12 protein-coding genes are annotated in these 20,320 nt (G+C 67.9%); 4 read left to right on the top strand and 8 right to left on the bottom strand.

Features of this window, described 5'->3' with window-relative positions:
- Positions 1-59: 59 nt before the first annotated feature.
- Positions 60-995 (bottom strand): LytR/AlgR family response regulator transcription factor, encoded by a 936-nt coding sequence (locus FHS02_RS01935; RefSeq protein ID WP_137312553.1) that lies wholly within the window; start codon positions 993-995, stop codon positions 60-62.
- Positions 996-1,125: 130 nt separating this feature from the next.
- Between FHS02_RS01935 and FHS02_RS01930 the strand changes: the two genes are divergently transcribed.
- Positions 1,126-2,673 (top strand): carboxylesterase/lipase family protein, encoded by a 1,548-nt coding sequence (locus FHS02_RS01930; RefSeq protein WP_137312552.1) that lies wholly within the window; start codon positions 1,126-1,128, stop codon positions 2,671-2,673.
- A gap of 67 nt (positions 2,674-2,740) precedes the next feature.
- Here FHS02_RS01930 and FHS02_RS01925 read toward each other — a convergent pair whose 3' ends face one another.
- From FHS02_RS01925 to FHS02_RS01910, 4 genes are all read right to left on the bottom strand, one after another.
- Entirely contained in the window at positions 2,741-3,409 is a 669-nt protein-coding gene (locus FHS02_RS01925) for a hypothetical protein (RefSeq protein WP_137312551.1), read from the bottom strand.
- 173 nt (positions 3,410-3,582) lie between these two features.
- Positions 3,583-4,224 (bottom strand): hypothetical protein, encoded by a 642-nt coding sequence (locus tag FHS02_RS01920; RefSeq protein ID WP_137312550.1) that lies wholly within the window; start codon positions 4,222-4,224, stop codon positions 3,583-3,585.
- A 217-nt stretch (positions 4,225-4,441) separates the two neighbouring features.
- Positions 4,442-5,080 carry a PEP-CTERM sorting domain-containing protein gene (locus FHS02_RS01915; protein ID WP_137312549.1) on the bottom strand — a complete coding sequence of 213 codons (639 nt, stop codon included), beginning with the start codon at positions 5,078-5,080 and terminating at the stop codon, positions 4,442-4,444.
- Positions 5,081-5,242: 162 nt separating this feature from the next.
- Positions 5,243-7,702 (bottom strand): glycoside hydrolase family 2 TIM barrel-domain containing protein, encoded by a 2,460-nt coding sequence (locus tag FHS02_RS01910; protein WP_137312548.1) that lies wholly within the window; start codon positions 7,700-7,702, stop codon positions 5,243-5,245.
- Positions 7,703-7,964: 262 nt separating this feature from the next.
- On the opposite strand from FHS02_RS01910, the gene FHS02_RS01905 reads away from it, so the two are divergent.
- The 3 genes from FHS02_RS01905 to FHS02_RS01895 all read left to right on the top strand — a co-directional run bounded on the left by FHS02_RS01905 (position 7,965) and on the right by FHS02_RS01895 (position 16,565).
- A complete protein-coding gene (locus tag FHS02_RS01905) occupies positions 7,965-10,964 on the top strand; it encodes a TonB-dependent receptor (RefSeq protein ID WP_137312547.1) in 3,000 nt (999 codons plus the stop codon).
- Positions 10,965-11,242: 278 nt separating this feature from the next.
- A complete protein-coding gene (locus FHS02_RS01900; protein WP_137312546.1) occupies positions 11,243-15,682 on the top strand; it encodes a DUF7379 domain-containing protein in 4,440 nt (1,479 codons plus the stop codon).
- 211 nt (positions 15,683-15,893) lie between these two features.
- Positions 15,894-16,565, top strand: coding sequence for an aquaporin (locus tag FHS02_RS01895; RefSeq protein WP_137312545.1), 672 nt, complete (start codon positions 15,894-15,896; stop codon positions 16,563-16,565).
- A gap of 270 nt (positions 16,566-16,835) precedes the next feature.
- Here the strand turns inward: FHS02_RS01895 and FHS02_RS01890 are convergent, their stop codons facing one another.
- From FHS02_RS01890 to FHS02_RS01880, 3 genes are read right to left on the bottom strand one after another with little or no spacing between them, the layout of a single operon-like run.
- Positions 16,836-17,633, bottom strand: coding sequence for an FRG domain-containing protein (locus FHS02_RS01890; RefSeq protein ID WP_137312544.1), 798 nt, complete (start codon positions 17,631-17,633; stop codon positions 16,836-16,838).
- A 5-nt stretch (positions 17,634-17,638) separates the two neighbouring features.
- The gene (locus FHS02_RS31905) at positions 17,639-19,216 is read right to left on the bottom strand and encodes a methyl-accepting chemotaxis protein (protein WP_137312543.1); all 1,578 of its coding nucleotides are present in this window, start codon (positions 19,214-19,216) and stop codon (positions 17,639-17,641) included.
- 11 nt (positions 19,217-19,227) lie between these two features.
- Positions 19,228-20,319, bottom strand: coding sequence for a porin (locus FHS02_RS01880; RefSeq protein WP_137312542.1), 1,092 nt, complete (start codon positions 20,317-20,319; stop codon positions 19,228-19,230).
- Between the last annotated feature and the right edge of the window lies 1 nt (position 20,320).

The raw sequence follows: 20,320 nt of genomic DNA, 5'->3' as shown, positions 1-20,320 counted from the left end.
GGCTGGCGGAAATGCTCATGGCATTGATTGGCGGAACTCCTGCCGCCCGAACCGGCCGGCTATTGGCACGGCCGCTTGCCCGGGTCGGACATCGCCTCGAACTCGGCGTGGCTCGGCGTCGCGGGTGCGCCGTCGCCGCGTGCCGCCAGCCGTTCCGCGATCGCACGGACGGCGGTGGCGTAGTTGCGGCTGGCCCGCAGCGTTACGCCACGTGGCAGATGCAGCAGCATATCGCTGTTGGGCAAGGCTTCGACCTTCCGGATGCGGTCTGTCGCGACGATCATGCTGCGATGGACACGCAGGAACCGGGTGCTGTCGAGCCGCGCGCAGAAGCCGGAAATGGTGTCGCGCAGCAGATACTGTTCAGCGCCGATGTGCAGCGCGACATAGTTGCCTTGCGCTTCGATCCAGTCCACCTCGGACAAAGGCAGCGATAGCAGCTGGCCGCGCCGTTTGACTTCCACATGCGTCAGCGGCTGGGCCGGCTTCGCCGTGGATGCCGTGGATGCCGTCGACGCCGGCAAGGCCGTCCGATGGAGGTTCGCCTGGGCCAGCGCAGCGAGGGCGGCCAGCGCGACCATCAGCAGCGTGAAATTGCCCACCAGCTGGTCCCGGATTTCGTCCCAGGACGGCAGCCAGCGGCCAGCGAAGACCCAGGCCGCGAGCACGCACGATACCAGCACCAGTGCCAGCGCCAACCCGGCGGCGCCGGCAGCATGGATCAGCAGATGGCGGCGGCGCCGGGGACCACGCAGCGGAAAACGTTCGACCAGCGTCAGCACCGCCGTGGTCACAGTCGTGCCCAGCAGGGCAGCGACCAGGATGCGGATCGTCTCGTGGGACCAGCTCAACGCCTGGCCGGCCTGGGTGGCGCGCAGGATGTTGCCCGGTTCGAGCACCAGGAGAAAGGCCAGCCAGTACAGCATGACCCACGCGTGGGCCCGCACCCAGGCGGGCCAGTGCGGCATGGGAGCGCGATTGGCGGAGGTCGTCATGCGCCGATTCTAGCAGCGATCGGACGCCTGGCCACAATGGGATGAGCCGGTGCCCGCAGTGACCAGCCGGTCTGGCCTCGCCACCGCGGCCGGGCCACACTGGCTGCTGGCCAATCGTAAGGGAGCGGGTATGTGGAAGGCGATTTGCAAAGCAAGCCTGGCGGTACTGTTGTCAGGTGCGGGCTGGGCGGTGGCGGCACCGGCGATGACGGCGCAGGGCGCGGTGGCCGGGCAGCGGCAGGCCGGCGTCGACGTGTATCGGGGCATTCCGTTCGCGCTTCCGCCACTGGGCGCGCTGCGCTGGCGGCCGCCGCAACCGGTGCCGGCATGGCAGGGCGTGCGCGAAGCCGGCAAGTTCGCGCCGGCGTGCATGCAGCAGGGCGTATCGATGCCGGGCGAGGCGGCTCCGACCGTCAGCGAGGACTGCCTGTACCTGAATATATGGGCGCCGCCGCGCCACGCCGGCCAGCGCCTCCCGGTGATCGTGTGGATCCACGGGGGCGGCTATACCAACGGTTCGGCGTCGATGCCGCTCTATCACGGCGACCGCCTGGCGCGCAAGGGCGTGCTGGTGGTCACCATCGCCTACCGTCTCGGCGCGCTGGGGTTCCTGGCGCATCCGGCGCTGAGCGCCGAATCGCCGCATCGGTCGTCCGGCAATTACGGCCTGATGGACCAGATAGCGGCGCTGGAATGGGTGCAGCGCAATATCGCGGCGTTCGGCGGCGACCCGCAGCGCGTGACCATCGCCGGACAGTCGGCCGGCGCGATGGCGGTCAGCGCGCTGCTGGTGTCGCCGCGCGCGAAAGGACTGTTCCAGCGCGCCATTGCGCAGAGCGGGGGCATCTTCGAACCGTTGCAACTGGCTCCCGGCTACTTGCTGGCCAATGCCGAACGCGATGGCGTCGCCTATATGCAGGCGCTTGGCGCCACCACACCGGACGCGATGCGCAAGCTGCCGGCTGCACGCCTGACCGGCACCAATCCGGTCAGCCACCCGGTAATCGACGGGGATGTATTGCCCCTGTCGCCGTATGACGGCTATGTGCGGGGGCGCAATCATGACGTGCCCTTGCTGATCGGTTCGAACAGCGAGGAGGCGCGCGCGCTGGTCGATGTGACCGCCGTGCGCGCCGACCGGTTCGAGGCCGACATCACGGCAAGCTTCGGCGCCCTGCCGGTGGCCTTGCTGGCGGCCTACCCGCATGACACCGACGCGCAGGCGCGCGATGCACGCCTCGGCTTCGAACGCGACCTGCGCTTCGGCTGGGACATGTGGGCATGGGCACGGCTGGCGCAATCGGGGCGCAGTCCGGTTTACTACTACAGCTTCGAACACCAGCCGCCCTTCCCCGCCGGTTCGGTGCATGCCGGCTGGGGCGCCAGCCACTTTGCCGAGATGTGGTACATGTTCGACCACCTGGGGCAGGCGCCATGGAAGTGGCGCGCCGCCGACCACGCGCTGGCCGCGGCGATGTCGGACTACTGGGTACGTTTTGCCGCCACGGGCGACCCCAACGGCCAGGGATTGCCGCACTGGCCGGCATTTCGCGGGGCGGCCGGCCAGGTTCAGCGTCTGGGCGACCCGATCGGCACGGGCCCGGTGCCGGCGCTTCGGCAGCTGCAGGTCTTCGATGCCGTGTATGCCAAGGTGCGGGGCAGCGCGTTCGGAGACTGAACCTGCGCGCGCCCCCCGGGTGCTCCTGGCATTGAATGGCGCAAGGTCCATCGGCTGAACCGGCCGGCTATCTGCATGGCCGCCCGCTGGTGGCGGAGCTTGCGTCCGGTCCTGGATACGGCAGCGTCAAAGGGACAGGCCCGAAGTCGGGAAAACCATCGGCGCCGAGGCGTACCGGTTCCGGCGGTTTTTCGCCAGGGCAGCCAGGAACCGACCGCGGCAATGACGCGGCCATGGCGAACAACTCGTCCCGCAATGGGGAGTCGACGACACTGGCGTCGATCCAGAGTTCGTACGACCGCCGGTGCTCGACCCACGACAGGTGCGAGACCGCCTCCCCCGCCGGTGTCCGCAGCACGATCAACCGGGCTGGCAGGCCGTTTACCCGTTCGGGTTCGTCCTCGGGATTGCGCCAGGAGCTGCTGCCGTCGACCGACATGTCGTGCTCGAACAAGGTCACCGTCCGGCCACCGGGCATCCGGAAGCCGCGATATACCCGGCTGCGCGCGGTGTTGTCACGCTCGATCATCGCGCCCAGTATCGCGAAGCGCGAGAATGGCGTGGCCGACAGGTCCACCGGCTGGAACGGCAGGCCGGCCAGGGCCTCGCGTGCCGGCTGGAAGGTGATCCGAAAACGGTCCAGGTCGGCGTCGCACACGGTCTGGTAGCCGCGCTCCCTGCTTTCAGCCGCGATCCTTTGCTGGGCCGCGGCGTAACCGGGAGCATCCGGAGGCAATCCCAGTCCACACGATGAGGTGCTGCCAACTGCGGCCCCGGCTTATGCCAGCGCCGCATACGACAACATGGTGAGCAGGCCGGAGCGCAGCCGGGATGCGTGTTTCGTCATTCCGGTAGCTTAGCAGTTACATCGCCGCGAAAATACGCGCTTTCCCACGCGGATACCCGCATTCACCCGGATCGATCGGCCTTCCTGCCAAGTCGCAGCTGAAAACCCGTCACGCAGCTGTTTCGAACCCGCATCTTCATGTCGACCTTTCCCCATGCCGGATGGAGATCGTCGAAGGAATGCTCGGTCACCTCGACGACATCCCCGGCACTGAATGGCTCGCCGGGAAGAAAACCGCTGTCGACGCGGGGAGCGCCCAGCCGGCGGAGCGAGTCGGGAGAGATGCACACATCGGTTCTGGCGTCCCAGAACCCGGTCCCGCCCAGGTCACCTGCCTGGACCGACGACCGGAGATCGAGATCGACAAGGGCCAGGGCACGGCCATTGCCCCGCGACTGATCCCAATAAGTGCACCGGGTTGCGCCGTTGTCGAGCTTGAGGCAATGGCTCAGCTCCAGATCCGGCCCCAGGAGACTGCCCAGGGTTTCTGGCTCGGCAATGACTGCGATCATCCTGTCGATTTCCCGGGATATCGTTACCGCGTCGTCCCTGCTGGCATGCGCATGCATCGGCGCGGCTGTCTTGTCGGCGGTTTGCGCCATGGCCGGATATTGAGCGGGCACCAAGGCCACAAGCAGCAACAGACGAACCAGATAATGTCGAGCAGTAGCCACGTCGCAAATCTCCATGGATGAGAACGACATATCGAGAGCAAGTGGCACTGGCACGACTCACGATGGAACCGGCGATATGGGGGATGGGCCGATCCGCAATGACGACAGCTGGACGGCTTTGACGGCAGTCCGCTAAAACGGCCTGAAAACAACCCGGACAGTCTGAAACCCTCCGGGATGCCGATGCCGAACAGCCGAGCACGCCGCACTCGCTTGCGCGGCGCGCTTCCGCTGCTTTTTCACCACTTTACTTCCGGCGGCGGCGAGCGGCCACGAAAATCAGGCCCAGGCCAGCGACCAGCATGCCCACCGTTGCCGGTTCCGGCACTGGCGGCGCGATACTGCCTGGCAGCACCTGTACATTGACGACATCGAAACCAGGCGAAGCACCGAGACTGTCCAGGCCCACGATCTTGACCGCCCGGACCGGGTCCAGGAAGCCGATCGTCGCCAGGTCGAATGCCGTGGTCACATCATCGGCGGCAATGCCCAGAAAGACGAAATTCACCAGGTCCGAGCTCACGTAGACGTTCGCACGCTCGCCGCTGGCGCCCGTTTCCTGGATAAAGATGTCGTCGCCGGCACGATCGACCGCCGTTTCATCCGTGAAGCCGACGGTGATATAGGATCCCGTGGGCAGCGACAGGAAATCGTTGAAGCCGACCGGTCCCGGTTCGTCACCTAGTACGACATCCGTGGTCACAGGACCATATCCGCCGCCGATGCCGCCGATACCGCCGTATGGGCCGGCGATCGGCCCTGCGCCACTATCGTAGTAATCCAGCACGACGTCGGCATAACCGAGCGTTGCGGCACCCGACTGCAGGCTGAAAGCCGCGGTGCCCACGGCGAGAAGGGTCGTGACAAACTTGCGCATTGCTGACATTGTTTTCCTATGGGTCTAGTTGTTTGGAAAACAAGATTTAGCAAAAGTCATGCCATATTATTAACTGCCTGTTTTTAAAAGGATCAAATAAAGTATCAACAAGCAAGTTGTAAAGAAACTCGACGGTAACGGCGATGGTGTCCGATCGCCGTGCGTGGAAAATCACAGCCCGGAAGTTCGACCAGTCGCATCGACCCGCACCCGCTGCACCGGCAAGCCCTCGGCAGCAAACTCGACATGGACAGGCCCGGCTTCCGTTCCCGCCCGCACCACGGCCACCAGCCGCCCATGGAACGTGCTCCGCTCGCCCGACTGCAGGCTCGACGCATCCATCGGATTGCCATTACCTGCCCCAGCAAGCATGCCCGCACCCGTCACGGTGACCTTGAACTTGCGGTCGCCATCGCGCGCATAGACCGGCACGCCCTCCGCATCGACCAGTTCGGCGCTGACGTAGACCAGATCCTCGCCATTGGCCCGCACGTGCCGGCGATCCGCCGACAGTTTCACGGCGGCCGGTGCGCCGGCGGTGCGCAGCTCCCACCGGTCCGCGGCTTTACCATCGCGGTAGCCGACGGCCACCAGCCGCCCCGCCTGGTACGGCACAGAATACAGGGCCTGGTATTCGGTTTGGCGGCCGACAGCCTTGCGCCCCAGGCTGCGGCCGTTCAGGAACAGTTCCACTTCCGGGTGCTCGGCGTACACGACCACCTTGAGCGGCTTGCCTTCCTGCCCTTTCCAGCTCCAGCTCTGGTGCAGGTCGTGCAGCGACCAGTCCAGTTCCGGGTGTTCCTTGAAGTAGTCGCGGTCCGGCAGGTCCTCGGTGCCGGCCGGCTGCTCGACGAACGCGGCGACCGGATCGATGCCCGATTGCCAGATCACCTGGCGGTAGTAGGCGGCCGGCCGCTTGCGGCCCGTCGCGTCGATCTCGCCGCAGTAGGCCAGGTGCCACGGGTATTTGCCGAGTTCCTTCCAGTCCTTCGAATAACCCATCCAGCCGATGCCGGTCTCGCCGATATAGTCGACCGACGTCCACACGAAGTCGCCGATCACCCACGGCATCCTGCCCACCGGGTCCCAGTAGCGGAACGCATCCTTCGACGTCGATTCGGACGTGTACATCACCCGCTTCGGGTGCGCCGCATGGTCGCTGCCGAACAGGTGGACACGGTAGTTGTAGCCCGCCACGTCCATCTCGGCGAAGATCGGCGCGTTGTCCGGGCTGTCGACATTGACGCCCTGCGTGATCGGCCGCGTGGGGTCGAGCAGGCGGATGCGCGCGCCCAGCTCGCGCGTGGTCCGCGCACCTTCCGGCGACGCCTGCTCGGGGATCTCGTTGCCCACGCTCCAGAAGATCACGCTCGGGTGATTGCGGCCGCTGACCACCATGCTGTCGATGTCGCGCCGCCAGTTGTCCTCGAAGAAGCGCGCGTAATCGGCATCGCGCTTCGACTTGCGCCACATGTCGAAGGCCTCGTCGATGACCAGCATGCCCAGTTCGTCGGCCGCCTCCAGCGTGGCCTGGCTGGCCGGGTTGTGCGCGCTGCGGATCGCGTTGTAGCCGGCATCCTTCATCAGCGCCACCTTGCGCCGGTCCGCATCCGGCGCACCCGCCGCGCCCAGCATGTAATTGTCGTGGTGGATGTTCCCGCCCTTCAGCACATACTGTTTGCCGTTGATGCGCAGGCCGTTTTCCGCATCGACCGTCACGGTGCGGATGCCGAAGCGCGTGCGGCGCGTATCGCGCAGCACGCCGTTCACGCGCACTTCCTGCACCAGCGTGTACAGGTTCGGCGCCTCGGGCGACCACAGTTTCGGCTGCGCCACCGCGAAGCGCTGCGCCACATCGGCTTTCCCGCGCGCGGGGATCGTCAGCACGCGGCGGTCCTGCGCCGCCGTGCTGCCGTCCTGCGCCACCAGTGTCGACAGCAGCTCGACCTTCGCGGCCGCCGCGGCGCGGTTGCTCACCGACGCCTGCACGTCGACCTCGCCCTGCGCGGCCGATGCGCTGCGGGTGCTGGCGAACACGCTGTCCGGCGCCACGTGCACCGGGTCCAGCAGATCGAGCGTGACCGGCCGGATCAGTCCCGAACCCGCATACCAGCGCGACGACGGATCGACGTGGTTGACGCGCACCGTGATCACGTTGTCGCCCGCCTTTGCCTTTCCGGTCAGGTCCAGCGTGAAGGCGGTATAACCGTAGCGGTGCCTGCCGACGTGTTCACCGTTGAACCAGATGTCGGCATCCATGTAGACGGCTTCGAAATTGAGCCGCAGCACCCGCGCGGCATCGCCCTTCACGAGCACCAGATGTTTTCTGTACCAGCCCTGCCCGCCCGGCAGGTAGCCGGAATCCTGGCCGCCCACCGCCTTCGCATCGAACGGCGGCGTGCCGTCGGGCTTGTCCATGATCGAGAAATCGTGCGGCACCGCGACCTTGCGCCAGTTGCCGTCGTCGAATGCCGGCCTGTCGGCGCCCGCCGCGTCGCCTTTCTGGAACAGCCAGTCCTGCGCGAGGCTGCGCCGTTCGGCGGCGGCCTGGCCGGACAGCAGCGCCAGCGGCAGGGCAAGCGACAGGACAACCGCGAGAGGCAGTCGTGGCGTCTTCAAGATCGGGAGCATGCGGGTCCTTGTAATCGATAGAAATCTGTCAATCGTAGCAGGCCGTCAACGAACCCGGGTATTCCATTTTGCAAGCGAGGGATATCGAGTTGGCATAGCGTGGCTTTCCCCGCACCCCATTTTTCAACAATGTGATTATTTGCCGATTTGCCAACTGTCACCCGACCCGCCTGCCTAAGATGCGCCCTGCCCGCAACAACAAGCAGCAGCAAGCAGCAGCGAGCAGCAACCTGCAGCGACAGACAACAGGACAAGGAGAGACATGAAAACATCGACAGACAAGCGCCGCGAGATCCGGCTGACCGCGCTGGCGCTGGCCGCCGCCGCGCTGGCATCTTCCGCCGCCGCGCAGCAGGCGCCCGCGCCCGCGCCCGCGGCCGCCGGCGCAGGCACCGAACCGGCGGCCGTGGTCACCGTGACCGGCTTCCGCGCCAGCCTGGACAGCGCGCTGAACGCCAAGAAGAATTCCGACGGCATCCTGGACGTGATCAAGGCCGAGGACATCGCCAAGTTCCCCGACGCGAACCTGGCCGAGTCGCTGCAGCGCGTGCCCGGCGTGTCGCTGGCGCGCGGCGAAGGCGGCGAAGGCCGGCAGATCACCGTGCGCGGCCTGAACGCCGGTTTTACGCGCGTGCGCATCAACGGCATCGAAGGCATGTCGATGACGGGCGCCTCGGACATCAACGGCAACTCCAACCGCGGCCGCGGCTTCGACTTTTCCGTGTTCGCGTCGGAACTGTTCAACAGCCTGGAAGTACGCAAGACGTCCGAAGCGGCCGTCGAGGAAGGTTCGCTGGGCGCCACCGTCGACCTGCGCACCGGCCGCCCGTTCGATTTCAAGGGCCGCACCATCAGCTTCGGGGTGCAGGAATCGTGGAACTCGGTATCGCGCAAGACCCAGCCGCGCCTGACGGGCCTGGTGTCCGACCGCTGGGATACCCGCTTCGGCAAGGTCGGCGCGCTGATCTCGGCCGCGCATTCCAAGCGCCGTGCCGTGGAGGAAGGCTACGAGGCGGTGGACCTGTATCCGGCCAGCTTCGACGGCGGCTTCTGCTCGCCGGCCGGCGTGGCGCCGCAGGTGCCGGGCAATGACGCGGTCAAGGGCGTGGACGCCGCCAACTGCGGCTTCGGCGTGCCGCGCACCAGCAATCCGGCCGAATATGCCGAGGTAATGGGCAAGACCGACAACTTCGGCGGCACCGTCGCCGCGCCGCTGGCCGGCTCGGGCGCCTTTGCGCCGCGCATCCCACGCTACCGCCGTTCGCAGACCGACTACGAGCGCACCGGCATCACCAGTTCCTTCCAGTGGCGCCCGGCGCCGGGCACCGACATCAACCTGGACCTGATGTACGGCAAGTTCAGCAACACGCGCTACGACAACTACATCGGCGCGATCTCGTTCGGCCGCAGTTTGGCCGCGGCGAACGGCAAGCCGCAGACGTCGATCCTGGAAGCGGAATTCGACGACAAGGGCAGCTGGACCTACGGCCGCTTCAACGGCGTGGACGTGCGCACCGAAGGCCTGATGGACGTGTACGAGACCAAGTTCCGCCAGAACGTGCTGTCGGCCAGCCACCGCATCACCGACACGCTGAAGGTCGACTTCCTGCACGGCATGTCGAACACGAACCTGGACAACCCGATGCGCGCGACCGTCATGTTCGACGCGCCGAACGTGAACGGCTTCTCGTTCGACTTCCGCGACAACCGCAACGTGCCCACGCTGAATTACGGCATCGACGTGGCCGATCCGAACAGCTTCACGTTTGCCCGCACGGAACCGAACGGCACGTGGCACGGCCAGTTCTTCGGCCGCTACCTGCAGTCCGACAACAAGCTGAAGACCACGGCGGTGAACCTGGCCTGGGAAGCCAGCGACCGGCTGACGCTGCGCACCGGCCTGTCCGCCCGCAAGAACGCCTACGGCCTGTACGAAGTGGGCAACGGCTCGGACGGCGGCCTGGCCCTGCCGACAGGCGTCGGCATGGGCGACATCTCGCGCCAGATCGCCGGCTTCGGCCGCGGCCTGGGCGGCACGGGCGTGCCGGCGTCGTGGGCGGCGGTGGACCTGGACAAGCTGCTGGCCGTGCACAATATCGAGTGCCACTGCGCCGAGGTGCCGGGTTCGCTGTTCAACACCGCCACGCCGGGCGTCACGCGCATCACCGAGGACATCGACGCCGTCTACGGCATGCTGGACTTTAACTACGACCTGTGGGGTATCGGCTGGCGCGGCAATGCCGGCGTGCGCGGCGTCGACACGAAGTCCACGTCGATGACGCTGCAGACGATCGGCGGCCAGCTGCAGCCGATCACCGTGGTGAAGAAATACCGCGACTGGCTGCCGGCGCTGAACCTGACGGCGCAGCTGCCGAAGGACGTGTTCCTGCGCTTCTCGGCCGGCAAGACGCTGGCGCGCCCCGAATACGGCGACCTGCGCCCGACGGCCAGCGTCAACCACCAGTTCCAGACGGTCACCGTGGGCAATGCGCGGCTCGATCCGATCCGCGCCCGCACGTACGACCTGCAGGCCGAGTGGTACTACGATAAGAACGCGATGATCTCGCTGGGCTTCTTCCGCAAGGAGATCAAGTCGTTCATCCAGAACGTGCAGCAGCGCGAAGTGTATTCGGCGCTGGGCCTGCCGGACGAGCTGCTGACCGAGGGCGGCTGCTCGATCACCGGCGGCCTGCCCGCCTGCGGCGTGCTGCCCGATACCACGGTGGTGGTGAACCGCAAGTTCAACACGCCGGGCGGGCCGCTGAACGGCCTGGAATTCAACCTGCAGGCGCCGTTCAACTTCCTGCCGGGCATCGGCAAGAACTTCGGCCTGCTGGCCAACTACACGCGCGTGAAGTCGAAGATCAACTACATCGTGCGGCCGGATAACCTGACGACGGAGGCCAACGAATTCATCGGCGACACCGCCGACTTCACCGGCCTGTCGCCGCGCGCGCACAATATCACGCTGTACTACGACGATCCGAAGTTCAGCGCCCGCGTGTCGGCCGCGCACCGCTCCAGCTACATCCAGGCGGTGCTGGGCGACATCAACGGCCACGACTACACACGCGTCAACGGCATGACGAACATCGACTTCAGCCTGTCGTACAACGTGACGCCGAACCTGCGCCTGTCCATCGAAGGCCAGAACCTGACGGACGAAGCGCTGCGCTACGGCCGCGACTCGGTGCGCAACGATACGCTGCTGTACGTGCACTCGGGCCGCTCGTTCGTGCTGGGGGCGAACTACAAGTTCTGACCTGACGCACGCCTGTCGGCGCCCGAGGTGATGGCAGCGCCGGCGCGTCTGGTGTCGGACACCGGCTTCCTGGTGTCGGACACCGGTTTCTGCATGGGCACCCCCGATGCATCCGCAGAAAACCGGTGTCCGACACCAGGCCGCTGGCGTAGCCGGCAGCATCGAATGCCGATCGTTGAAACACTTTGCTGCTGGGTACTGTTTTACTGGCAACTCCCCCGCAACCCGACGTAAGATGCCCATCACGTCGGGCGATAGCGCCATTGCGGGAGACAGCCATGGATACACCAGTCACATTTCGGATTGCCGGCACGCCGCTGGCCGCCGCCACGGCGCGCGTGGCGCCCGGCGCACCTGACCTGCCGCTGCGCTGCGCGTATGGCCTGCAGGCCCGCCGCGATGCCGCCCCGGCGATCGCGGTCGATGCGGTGCCGGGGCGCGATGTCGTGGCGCTGAAGATCGCCGGCGGCCCCCTGCTGCTGCTCCACCCGGAACACGCCCGCGATCTGCTGGCGGCGGCCCGGGGCACCAAGCGCGGCGGCGATGGACCTGGTGGCGAAGCTGCCGTCGACGTCCCGGTCCAGCTGCCGTGGCCCGACGGCGGCACCCGGCGCGACGGCGGCACCGGCAGCGCCATCCTCGAATGGTTCGGCGTGCTGGACGCTCCCCAAGGCGATGCCGCGGACGCCGGGCAAGCCGGCCAGGCCAATTCAGCGGCCGAAACGATCGCCGCGGCCATCGACGGCCAGGTCGCCGAAGGGCTGTACCGGCTCGGCGCGGACACGCTGCCCGACCGCTTCGCGCCGGAAGAGCGCGTCACCGCCTGGCCGGAACAACGCAGTCCCGCGCCGCTGCTGGTCTTCATGCACGGCACCTTCGTCGATACCGGCCGCACGTTCGGCAAGCTGTGGCTGCGCAATGCGGCCACCGTGGAACGGCTGCTGGCGGATTATCCGGAGCGCACGTTCGCCTTCGAACACCCGACCATCTGCAAGAGCCCGATCGGCAACGCCATCGCGCTGGCCGACAGCCTGCCCGACGGGGCCGTGCTGCACCTGGTGACCCATTCGCGCGCCGGCCTGGTGGCCGAGGCGCTGCTGCGTGCCGCCCGCTTCGAGCCGGACGATGCGCTGGACCGGCTGTTCGCGGACGCGCCGGCGGCACGCCAGGAACTGCGCGACCTGCACGCGATCCTGCGCAAGAAGACCATCACCGTACAGCGGGTGGTGCGCTGCGCCTGCCCGGCGCGGGGCACGCTGCTGGCGTCGCGGCGCCTGGACGTCTTCCTGTCGCTGTTCCAGTGGCTGCTGGGTCTTGCCGGCGTCAACGTGACGAGCCAGTTCGTCGACCTGCTGTGCGCCGTGGCCCGGCGCCGCACCAGCGCCGCCACAATGCCGGGGCTGCAGGCGATGATGCCCGACAGCGCCTTCATCCGCTGGCTGAACGCGCCGCTCGATGGCGAAGGCGTCGACAGCGAACTGTACGTGGTGGCCGGCGATGCCGGCGGCGACGGCATGGTGTCGTGGCTGAAAGCACTGGTGGCCGACGGCTTCTTCTGGACCGGCAACGACATGGTCGTGCAGACCCGCGCGATGTACGGCGGCGTGCCGCGCGCCGCCGGCCGGCACGCGCCGCAGTTCCGGCTGTTTACGGGACCGGAAGCCACGCACTTCAGCTACTTTGCCCGGCCGGACGTGATGGCGCCGGTGCGCGCCGCCCTGCTGGGCGAGCCGGGCGGCGGCTGGCAGCCGGTCGGCCCGGAATCGGCCGCGGGGCGGGAGACGGGTGGCAGCCGCGGCCCGCTCGACGGTGCTCCTGAAGGATCCGGGCAGCCGGCGGCATCGACCGGCGCCGATGCAGCCGACGACGAACGGCTGACGGTCCGCGTCCACCACGGCGACCTGCGCTTCGTGAAGACGCCGCTGCTGCTCGGGCATTACCAGTCGCTGGTGCTGTCCGGCACCGAAGCCGTCGTCGATACACTGGTCGGCGGGCGCATGGCGAAGGCATTGCGGGCCGGCATTTACCCGGACCGGCTCGGCAGCTACCAGATCGTCGAGAACGGGCCGCACGATGTCGCGGGCCAGGGCCGGCAGCGCATGATTCCCCGGCCGCGCGCGGCGATCGTCGTCGGCCTGGGCGAGGAAGGCGAACTCACCGCCCAGCAGCTGGCGTACACGATCCGTATCGGCGTGCTGGCCTTTGCCGGGCGGCTGATGGAAAGCGCTGTGCCGCCCGCCCGGTTCGAGCTGGCCGCGACGCTGGCCGGCAGCGGCGGCTCCGGTGTGTCGGTCGGCGCCGCCGCGCTGGCGCTGGCGCAGGGCATCGCCGATGCCAACGTGCGCCTGCGCGAGCTGGGCTGGCCGCCCGTCGACGCGCTGACCATCGTCGAGGTGTACCTCGACCGGGCCACCGATGCCTGGCGCGTGCTGCGCATGCAGGCCGCTGCCACGCCCGACCGGCTGGCCGTCGACGGCTACCTGCGCCAGGGCGAAGGCGCGCTGCGCCGGCCGCTGGAAAGCAGCTACCGGGGCGCCTCCTACGATTTCATCAGCGTACTGCAGGTGGAAGGCTCGTCGCCGCGCATGCCGCTGATCGCGTTCAGCCTCGACACCCGGCGCGCGCGCACCGAGGTCCGTGCCCGGCAGGCGCAGGGCGCGCTGGTGCGCGACCTGGTCGAAGGCGCATCGAACTCGGCACGCGCCGACGGCCAGATCGGCCGCACGCTGTTCAACCTGCTGATCCCGGTCGAGATCGAACCGTACCTGGCCGGATCGGCCAGCATGGTGATGGAACTGGACGAGACCACGTCCACCCTGCCCTGGGAGCTGCTCGATACGGACCCGGAGGTGCCGGAAGCGCGCCGTGGCGACGCGGCGCCATGGGCGATCCGCTGCAAGGTGATCCGCAAGCTGCGCATGCGCGAATACCGCGAACAGGTGGTCGACGCGGGTACCGAAGACAATATGCTGGTCATCGGCGAACCCCTGACCGACCCGGGCTATGGCCGGCTGGCCGGCGCCCGGCGCGAAGCGGCCGCCATTGCCGCCGCGGCCCGCGCGGCCTTCGGCATGCATGGCGACCGGGTGACGGCCGTCGAACCGCAGGCCGATGCGCGCCGCATCATCAACCAGCTGTTCGCGCGCAATTACCGGATCGTCCATGTCGCCGGCCATGGCACCGGACCGCAACCGGGCGGGGACAGTACCGGCGGCGGCGACGGGAACGGCAGCACCGCCGCACCGAATGACAGCGCCAGCCGCTACGGCGGCGTGGTGCTGTCCGGGCAGGCCACCTACCTCGGCGTCAACGAGATCATGGCGATGCGCGTGACACCGGAGCTGGTGTTCCTGAACTGCTGCCACCTGGCGCAGGGCAGCCTGAAGCCGCCGTACGACCGCGCCGCCTTCGCGGCCGGCCTGGCCGGCGCGCTGATCGAGATCGGCGTGCGCTGCGTGATCGCCGCCGGCTGGGCGATCGAGGACAGTGCCGCCGAACTGTTCGCGCAGACCTTCTACAGCGAACTGTTCGCCGGCCAGCGCTTCATCGACGCGGTCGGCGAAGCCCGCCGGGCGGCGTGGCAGCTCGACCCGGGCGGCAACACGTGGGCCGCCTACCAGTGCTACGGCGACCCGGACTGGAGCTGGAAGGCTCCCAGCGGCAGCCATCATCCGCCTCCCGCGGAGGAATATGCCGGCGTGGCTTCGCCGGTCACGCTGATCCTCGTGCTGCAGGCGATCGCCACCGAGGCGCTGTATTCGCAGCGCGAGGACACGCAGCGCAACCGCGCGCGGCTGGCCTGGCTGGAACAGGCTTTCGCGGCGCAGGGCTGGACGGCGCAAGGCGACGTGGCGCAGGCCTTCGGTGCCGCGTATGCGGCGCTGCCGGACCGGCAGGAAGCGATGAAGTGGCTGCGGCGCGCGGTCGACGCGGCCGACGGCAGCGCGGCGCTGAACGCCGTCGAACTGCTGGCCGAACAGGCCAGCCTGCCGGGGTCCACGCTCGACGAACTGACCGCGGCAACCGGCTACCTGGGCGGGCTCGTGGCCCGGCTGCCGCCGACGCCGATGCGGCTCGGCCTGCTGGGCAATGCCTGGCGCCGGATCAGCATGCTCCAGCACGCGGCCGGCGATCCGGCCGCCGCCGCCAGCCTGGACATGGCGCGGCAGCACTTCGACCGCGCCGCGCGGTGCCCAGTGCCGGGCGCCGTGCACAATCATTTCCCGACCCGCGCGCGGATCGCCTGCGAGGCGCGCACGCACCTGCTGGCCGAGGCGGCTGCCGGCACCGTGGCGGAACCGGATCCCTTCCTGCCCACCGGACCGGTGGCGCACGAACTGGCCACGCTGGCGCGCGACATCGACGCGGCCGCCAACGCCGATCCGAAGTTCTGGTCGATCGTCGCCCAGTCCGAATACGACATCCTGACGGGCGTGGTGTACCGCGACCTGGCCTCCGCGGCGCCCGGCATCGTCGAGTCGCTGCAGGACTTGCACCGCCGCATCCGCACACGGCGCTACTGGGTCCACGTGGAGGACGACGCCCGCGCACTGCTGGAGCCCTACCTGGCGACCCTGCGGGCAGGACGGCAGGCAAACGCCGACAGCGAGCGGCAGGCCGCGCAGCGCCTGCTGGATCTGCTGGCCGGGTATGCGGGAACGGCGGCGGGAGCGGTGGCGGGGGCGGGTGCCATGGCAGCGGCGGCGGCGCCCGCGTGACGCCGAGGCCCGCGGCGGTAAGCACCCGGTTGCGTCTATCGGTGATCGCGGGCGCCGCGGTGGCGCCCACGCTTAGCGCATCGGCCGCCCGTGCGTCAACCTGCCGTTGCGCCCTGGCGGCCAGATACTGAATATACCCCGGTACACATAGCACCACGCTGCGCAGTGCCCTAGAGTACGCGTTTTCACGTCTGCTCCGGGAAGGGTGTCCATGGCTATCGCAAAGCGTCTGGCGGCCGAATTCATCGGCACCGCACTGCTGCTGGCAATCGGCGGCGGCGCCACCATTGCCGCGCGGCGGCTCGCGGCCGGCGATGCCGCGATGGCGCTGCTGGTCAGCGCTCTGGTCGGCGCCACCGGGCTGGCGGTGCTGATCCTCACGTTCGGCAACATCTCCGGCGGCCTGTTCAATCCGGTACTGACGCTGTCCGAAGCGTGGCGCGGCAAGCTGCGGCGCGAACACGTCGCGCCCTATATCGTGGTGCAGGTGGCCGGCGCGCTGGCCGGCGTGGCCGCAGTGCACGGCATGTACGGACTGGACCTGATGGCGATCCCGCGGCAGGCAAGCGGCGGCGGCGGCCAGTGGCTGGGCGAATTCGTCGCCACCTTCGGCATGGTGTGCGTGTTCATCGGCTGCGGGCGCGCCCGCCCGGTCGTGGCGCCGTTCGCCGTCTCGGCCTACGTGATGGCGGCCTGCTGGTTCAGCTCGTCCTCGGCCTTCATGAACCCGGCGCTGACGCTGGCCCGGTCGATCGGCGAAGGCGGCGCGCTGCGGCTGGCCGACGCGCCCGCCTTCGTGCTGTCGCAACTGGCCGGCGCCGCTGCCGCGACAGCGGTCTTCATCTGGCTCTTCGGGCCGGCCCGCACCGCGGTGCGCACCTGACGGCACACCACCCATCGCGAAAACGTTGCAAAAAAACCGGTGTCTGTCACCGGTTTTCTGGAAACACCTATTCCAAAAAACTGGTGACAGACACCTATTTTCTGGGAATACCCATTCCAAAAAAACCGGTGACAGACACCTATTTTCTGGGAACACCCATTTCAAAAAAACCGGTGTCTGTCACCGGTTTTCTGGGAACATCCATTCCAAAAAAACCGGTGACAGACACCTATTTTCTGGGAACACCCATTTCAAAAATCTGCGGGCGGCTTAGAGGTCGCGCAGTTCGCCGGTGCCCGGCACGCCTGGCCACTCCATCTCCAGCTCCATGCCGATCGACCGGGCCAGGCCGTCGAGGTCGGGGAACAGCGTGGCGTTGGTGATATTCATCCGGTACAGCGCCTTCATCGCTTCCTCGCGGATGCCGATCGGCAGCACGATCTTCTTCAGCAGCGTGCCGCTGTCGGCATAGTGGCGCAGGATTTCGTCGAGCGGCTTGTCGAGCATGCCGGGTACCACCAGCGTGCCCGACTGCGCCACCAGGCGGCGGTCCATCTCGGTCGGCTCGCCGGTCCAGATGATGGCGTTGGTATTGGGCAGGAACAGCCGGGCGAAATTGCCGGACAGCCGCGGATCGATGGCGTTGCGGTCCATCGCCGGCTGGCGGCGCGGCGCCGCGCTCCACAGCCGCGGCGTGTTCAATGCGTAGATCGCCGCATCCACCGTGGCCCGCTCGAGTGCGAAGAACACTGCCACGAACGGCGACTTGGTGAAATCGAGCAGCCGCGTCGGCGCGCCGTGGTGCTGCATCAGGGCCAGGCAGCGCAGCGCGTTGTCCAGCACGGCCGGGTTGTCGAGGTAATTGTGGGCCTTGCGCCGGAAGATGCGGATGGCGCGCTCCTCGCGCAGCCGCCAGCTGGCCTGGTCGGGCACATAGGCCACCAGGTAGCGCGACAGCGACGTCAGCAGGGGCCAGCGCGCGTCCTGCTGGCCGCGGAACGCCCAGCCGTCCAGCTCCCCGCCGAGCGCGACGAATTCGTTCCAGCTGCCGACAGTCAGTTCTTCCATCGCGCTCACGCCGCCAGCCTGCGCCCGTAGGGTACCGTCGCGACCGGCCGGCCGCCATCGAGGCGGAAGGTGCTGACCAGTTGCGCCAGCCCGGCGGCGCGATCCTGCAGCGATTGCGCGGCGGCCGCCGCCTGCTCCACCAGCGCGGCGTTCTGCTGGGTCACGGTGTCCATCGAGATGACGGCCTGGTTCACCTGCTCCAGCCCGCTGCTCTGCTCGGCGCTGGCGGCGGCGATTTCCGCCACGGTTTCCGCCACCCCGGCCACGCTGTCGACCACGTTGCGCATGGACTCCCCGGCCTGCCGGGCCAGCCGGCTGCCGTTGTCGACGCTGGCGGCCGATGCCTCGATCAGGCCCTTGATGTCGCGCGCGGCCGCGGCCGAACGCTGTGCCAGCGTGCGCACTTCGGACGCCACCACGGCGAATCCGCGCCCCTGTTCGCCGGCGCGGGCCGCTTCCACGGCCGCGTTCAGCGCGAGGATATTGGTCTGGAACGCAATGCCGTCGATCACGCCCGTGATCTCCGCGATCTGGCGCGACGAGCCGGTGATCTCTTCCATCGTCCGCTCCACCTGGCCCACCACCTCGCTGCTGCCGGTGGCGATGCCCGACGCCTCCCGGGCGCGCTCGCGGGAAGTGCGCGCATGCTCGGCATTCTGTCCCACGGTGGACGTCAGCTGTTCCATCGCGGACGCGGTCTGTTCCAGCGCGCTGGCCTGCTGCTCGGTGCGGGCGGACAGATCCATGTTGCCTTGCGCGATTTCGCGCGCGCCGAGCGCGATGGCCTCCGTACCGCCGCGCACTTCGCTGACGATGCGCCGCAGGTTGTCGTTCATGTCTTTCAATGCTCCCATCAGTTCTCCCACTTCGTCGCCCCGGCGCACCGTGATGTCGCTGGTAAGGTCGCCGCCAGCGACAGTATGCGCGACCCGCACCGCCTCGCGCAGCGGACCGGTGATCGAGCGCGTGATCCAGATCCCGAAGCCGGCCGCCAGCGCACACGCGGCCAGTGCCAGCACGGCGATGTGCAGCCGCTTGGTGCGGTACAGTTCATCCGCTTCGCGCCCGCTTTTTTCCATCAGCTTGCCGCCGCCCGCCAGGAACCCCTTGATGCGGTCCGTGTAGGCCACCTGGTCCTGCCGCAGGCGGCCCGTCAGCAGGGCGGTTGCACCGGCCGTGTCGCCGGCACCCGCCAGCCGCAGGAACTCGCCCTCGCCCGCCGCGTAGTTCGCGCGCAGCGCCAGGATATCCCGGTAAGCCTTGCGGCCGGCCTCGCTGGACAGCCGCGCTTCCAGCTGCCGCAGCCGGTCGTCGATCGCCGCGTTGCCGGCGGCGATGGCGTCGATCTCCCTGCGGCCGCCGGCCAACAGCAGGTTGCGCATGGCGACCGCATTCTCGTTCAGCTGGTGCACCAGCTGGTTGGCCAGCACCACCTGCGGATAGCGGTCTTCGACGATCTGCCGCGTGGCGCCGTTCAGTGCGGCGACGCTTTGCAGGGCCACCGCGACGGTCCCGCCGAGCAGCAGGATCACGAGGCCGAAAGCAATCGCGAGGCGTGCGCCGATCTTCAGTCGTACTGGCATGCGGACTCCGGTCAGAACAGGTGGTGGACGCCGATCGTGGTGACGACCTGGCTGTCGTCGCCCGAGGCGCCGGCATAGTTCTGGAACGCGAAGCTGGCCGAACCGCCCGCCTTCTGGTAAGCCGCCTGAACGTAGAATTCCGTGCGCTTCGACAAGGCAACCACATGGCTGGCACTGGCCTGATCGTACTTTGCATCGTCCAGGCTTCCGCTCACCTGGCTGCGAGTGTATCCAAGGTTGACCGTGGACCGCGCTCCGTAGCGCCATGCCGCTCCCAGGTCCAGGTTGCGCTGGCGGAACGACGTCGATGGCAGGTCCACCGTGCTTTGCGTATACAACGCATTCAGCCGCCAGTCGCCCACCGTGTAGCCGGCGCCGCCCGCCCACGTGGTCAGCCGGTCGAACACCGTGGCCGCATTGCCGAGGTTCAGCGAGGACAGGAAGGCGCCCGAGTAGCCGGCCGCGCGGTCGTTCTGGCGGCTGTAGGCCAGCGCCATGCGCAGCGCGCCGTTGGTATAGGTGGCGCCCGCGCTGGTATTGCGGTTCCTGCTGGAACGCTCCGGCTGCTCGCCGGCACCGACCATCGCGCTGAACGCCAGGCCATTCACCGTGGGCGAGGTATAGCGCACCGAGTTGTTGAACTGGTAGGTGTTGGCCAGCGTATCCAGGTTCCCCGGGTGGAACAGGTAGAAATTGGTCAGCTGGAAGCCGTTCGACAGCTTGCCCGCATAGTCGAACACGATATCGGGCATGTTACCCAGCGTGACGGTGCCGAAGCTGCCGGACAGGCCGACGATGCTGAGCCGGTTGAACAGGCGGTTGGCGCTGACCATATTGCCCGTGTCGGTACCGAAACCGCCTTCCAGCTGGAACACGGCCTTCAGGCCATTGCCCAGGTCTTCGGTGCCGCGAAAGCCGAAGCGGTCCGGCTGCATCGTGCCCTGGTCGAGGCGGCTGGTGGAACTGCCGTTCAGGTTGTCGATCCAGGCGACACCGGCATCGAGGCTGCCGTAGATCGTGATATTGCTTTGCGCGAGGGCCGGACCGGCGGCGAAAGCGCCGGTTGCAGCGACGGCGGCCATGGCGTACAGATGCTTTTTCATT

This window comes from Pseudoduganella umbonata, assembly GCF_014192225.1.
GTDB lineage: Bacteria > Pseudomonadota > Gammaproteobacteria > Burkholderiales > Burkholderiaceae_D > Rugamonas > Rugamonas umbonata.
The sequence above is the reverse complement of the archived record's forward strand: the minus strand, read 5'-3'. Positions and strand labels throughout refer to the sequence as shown.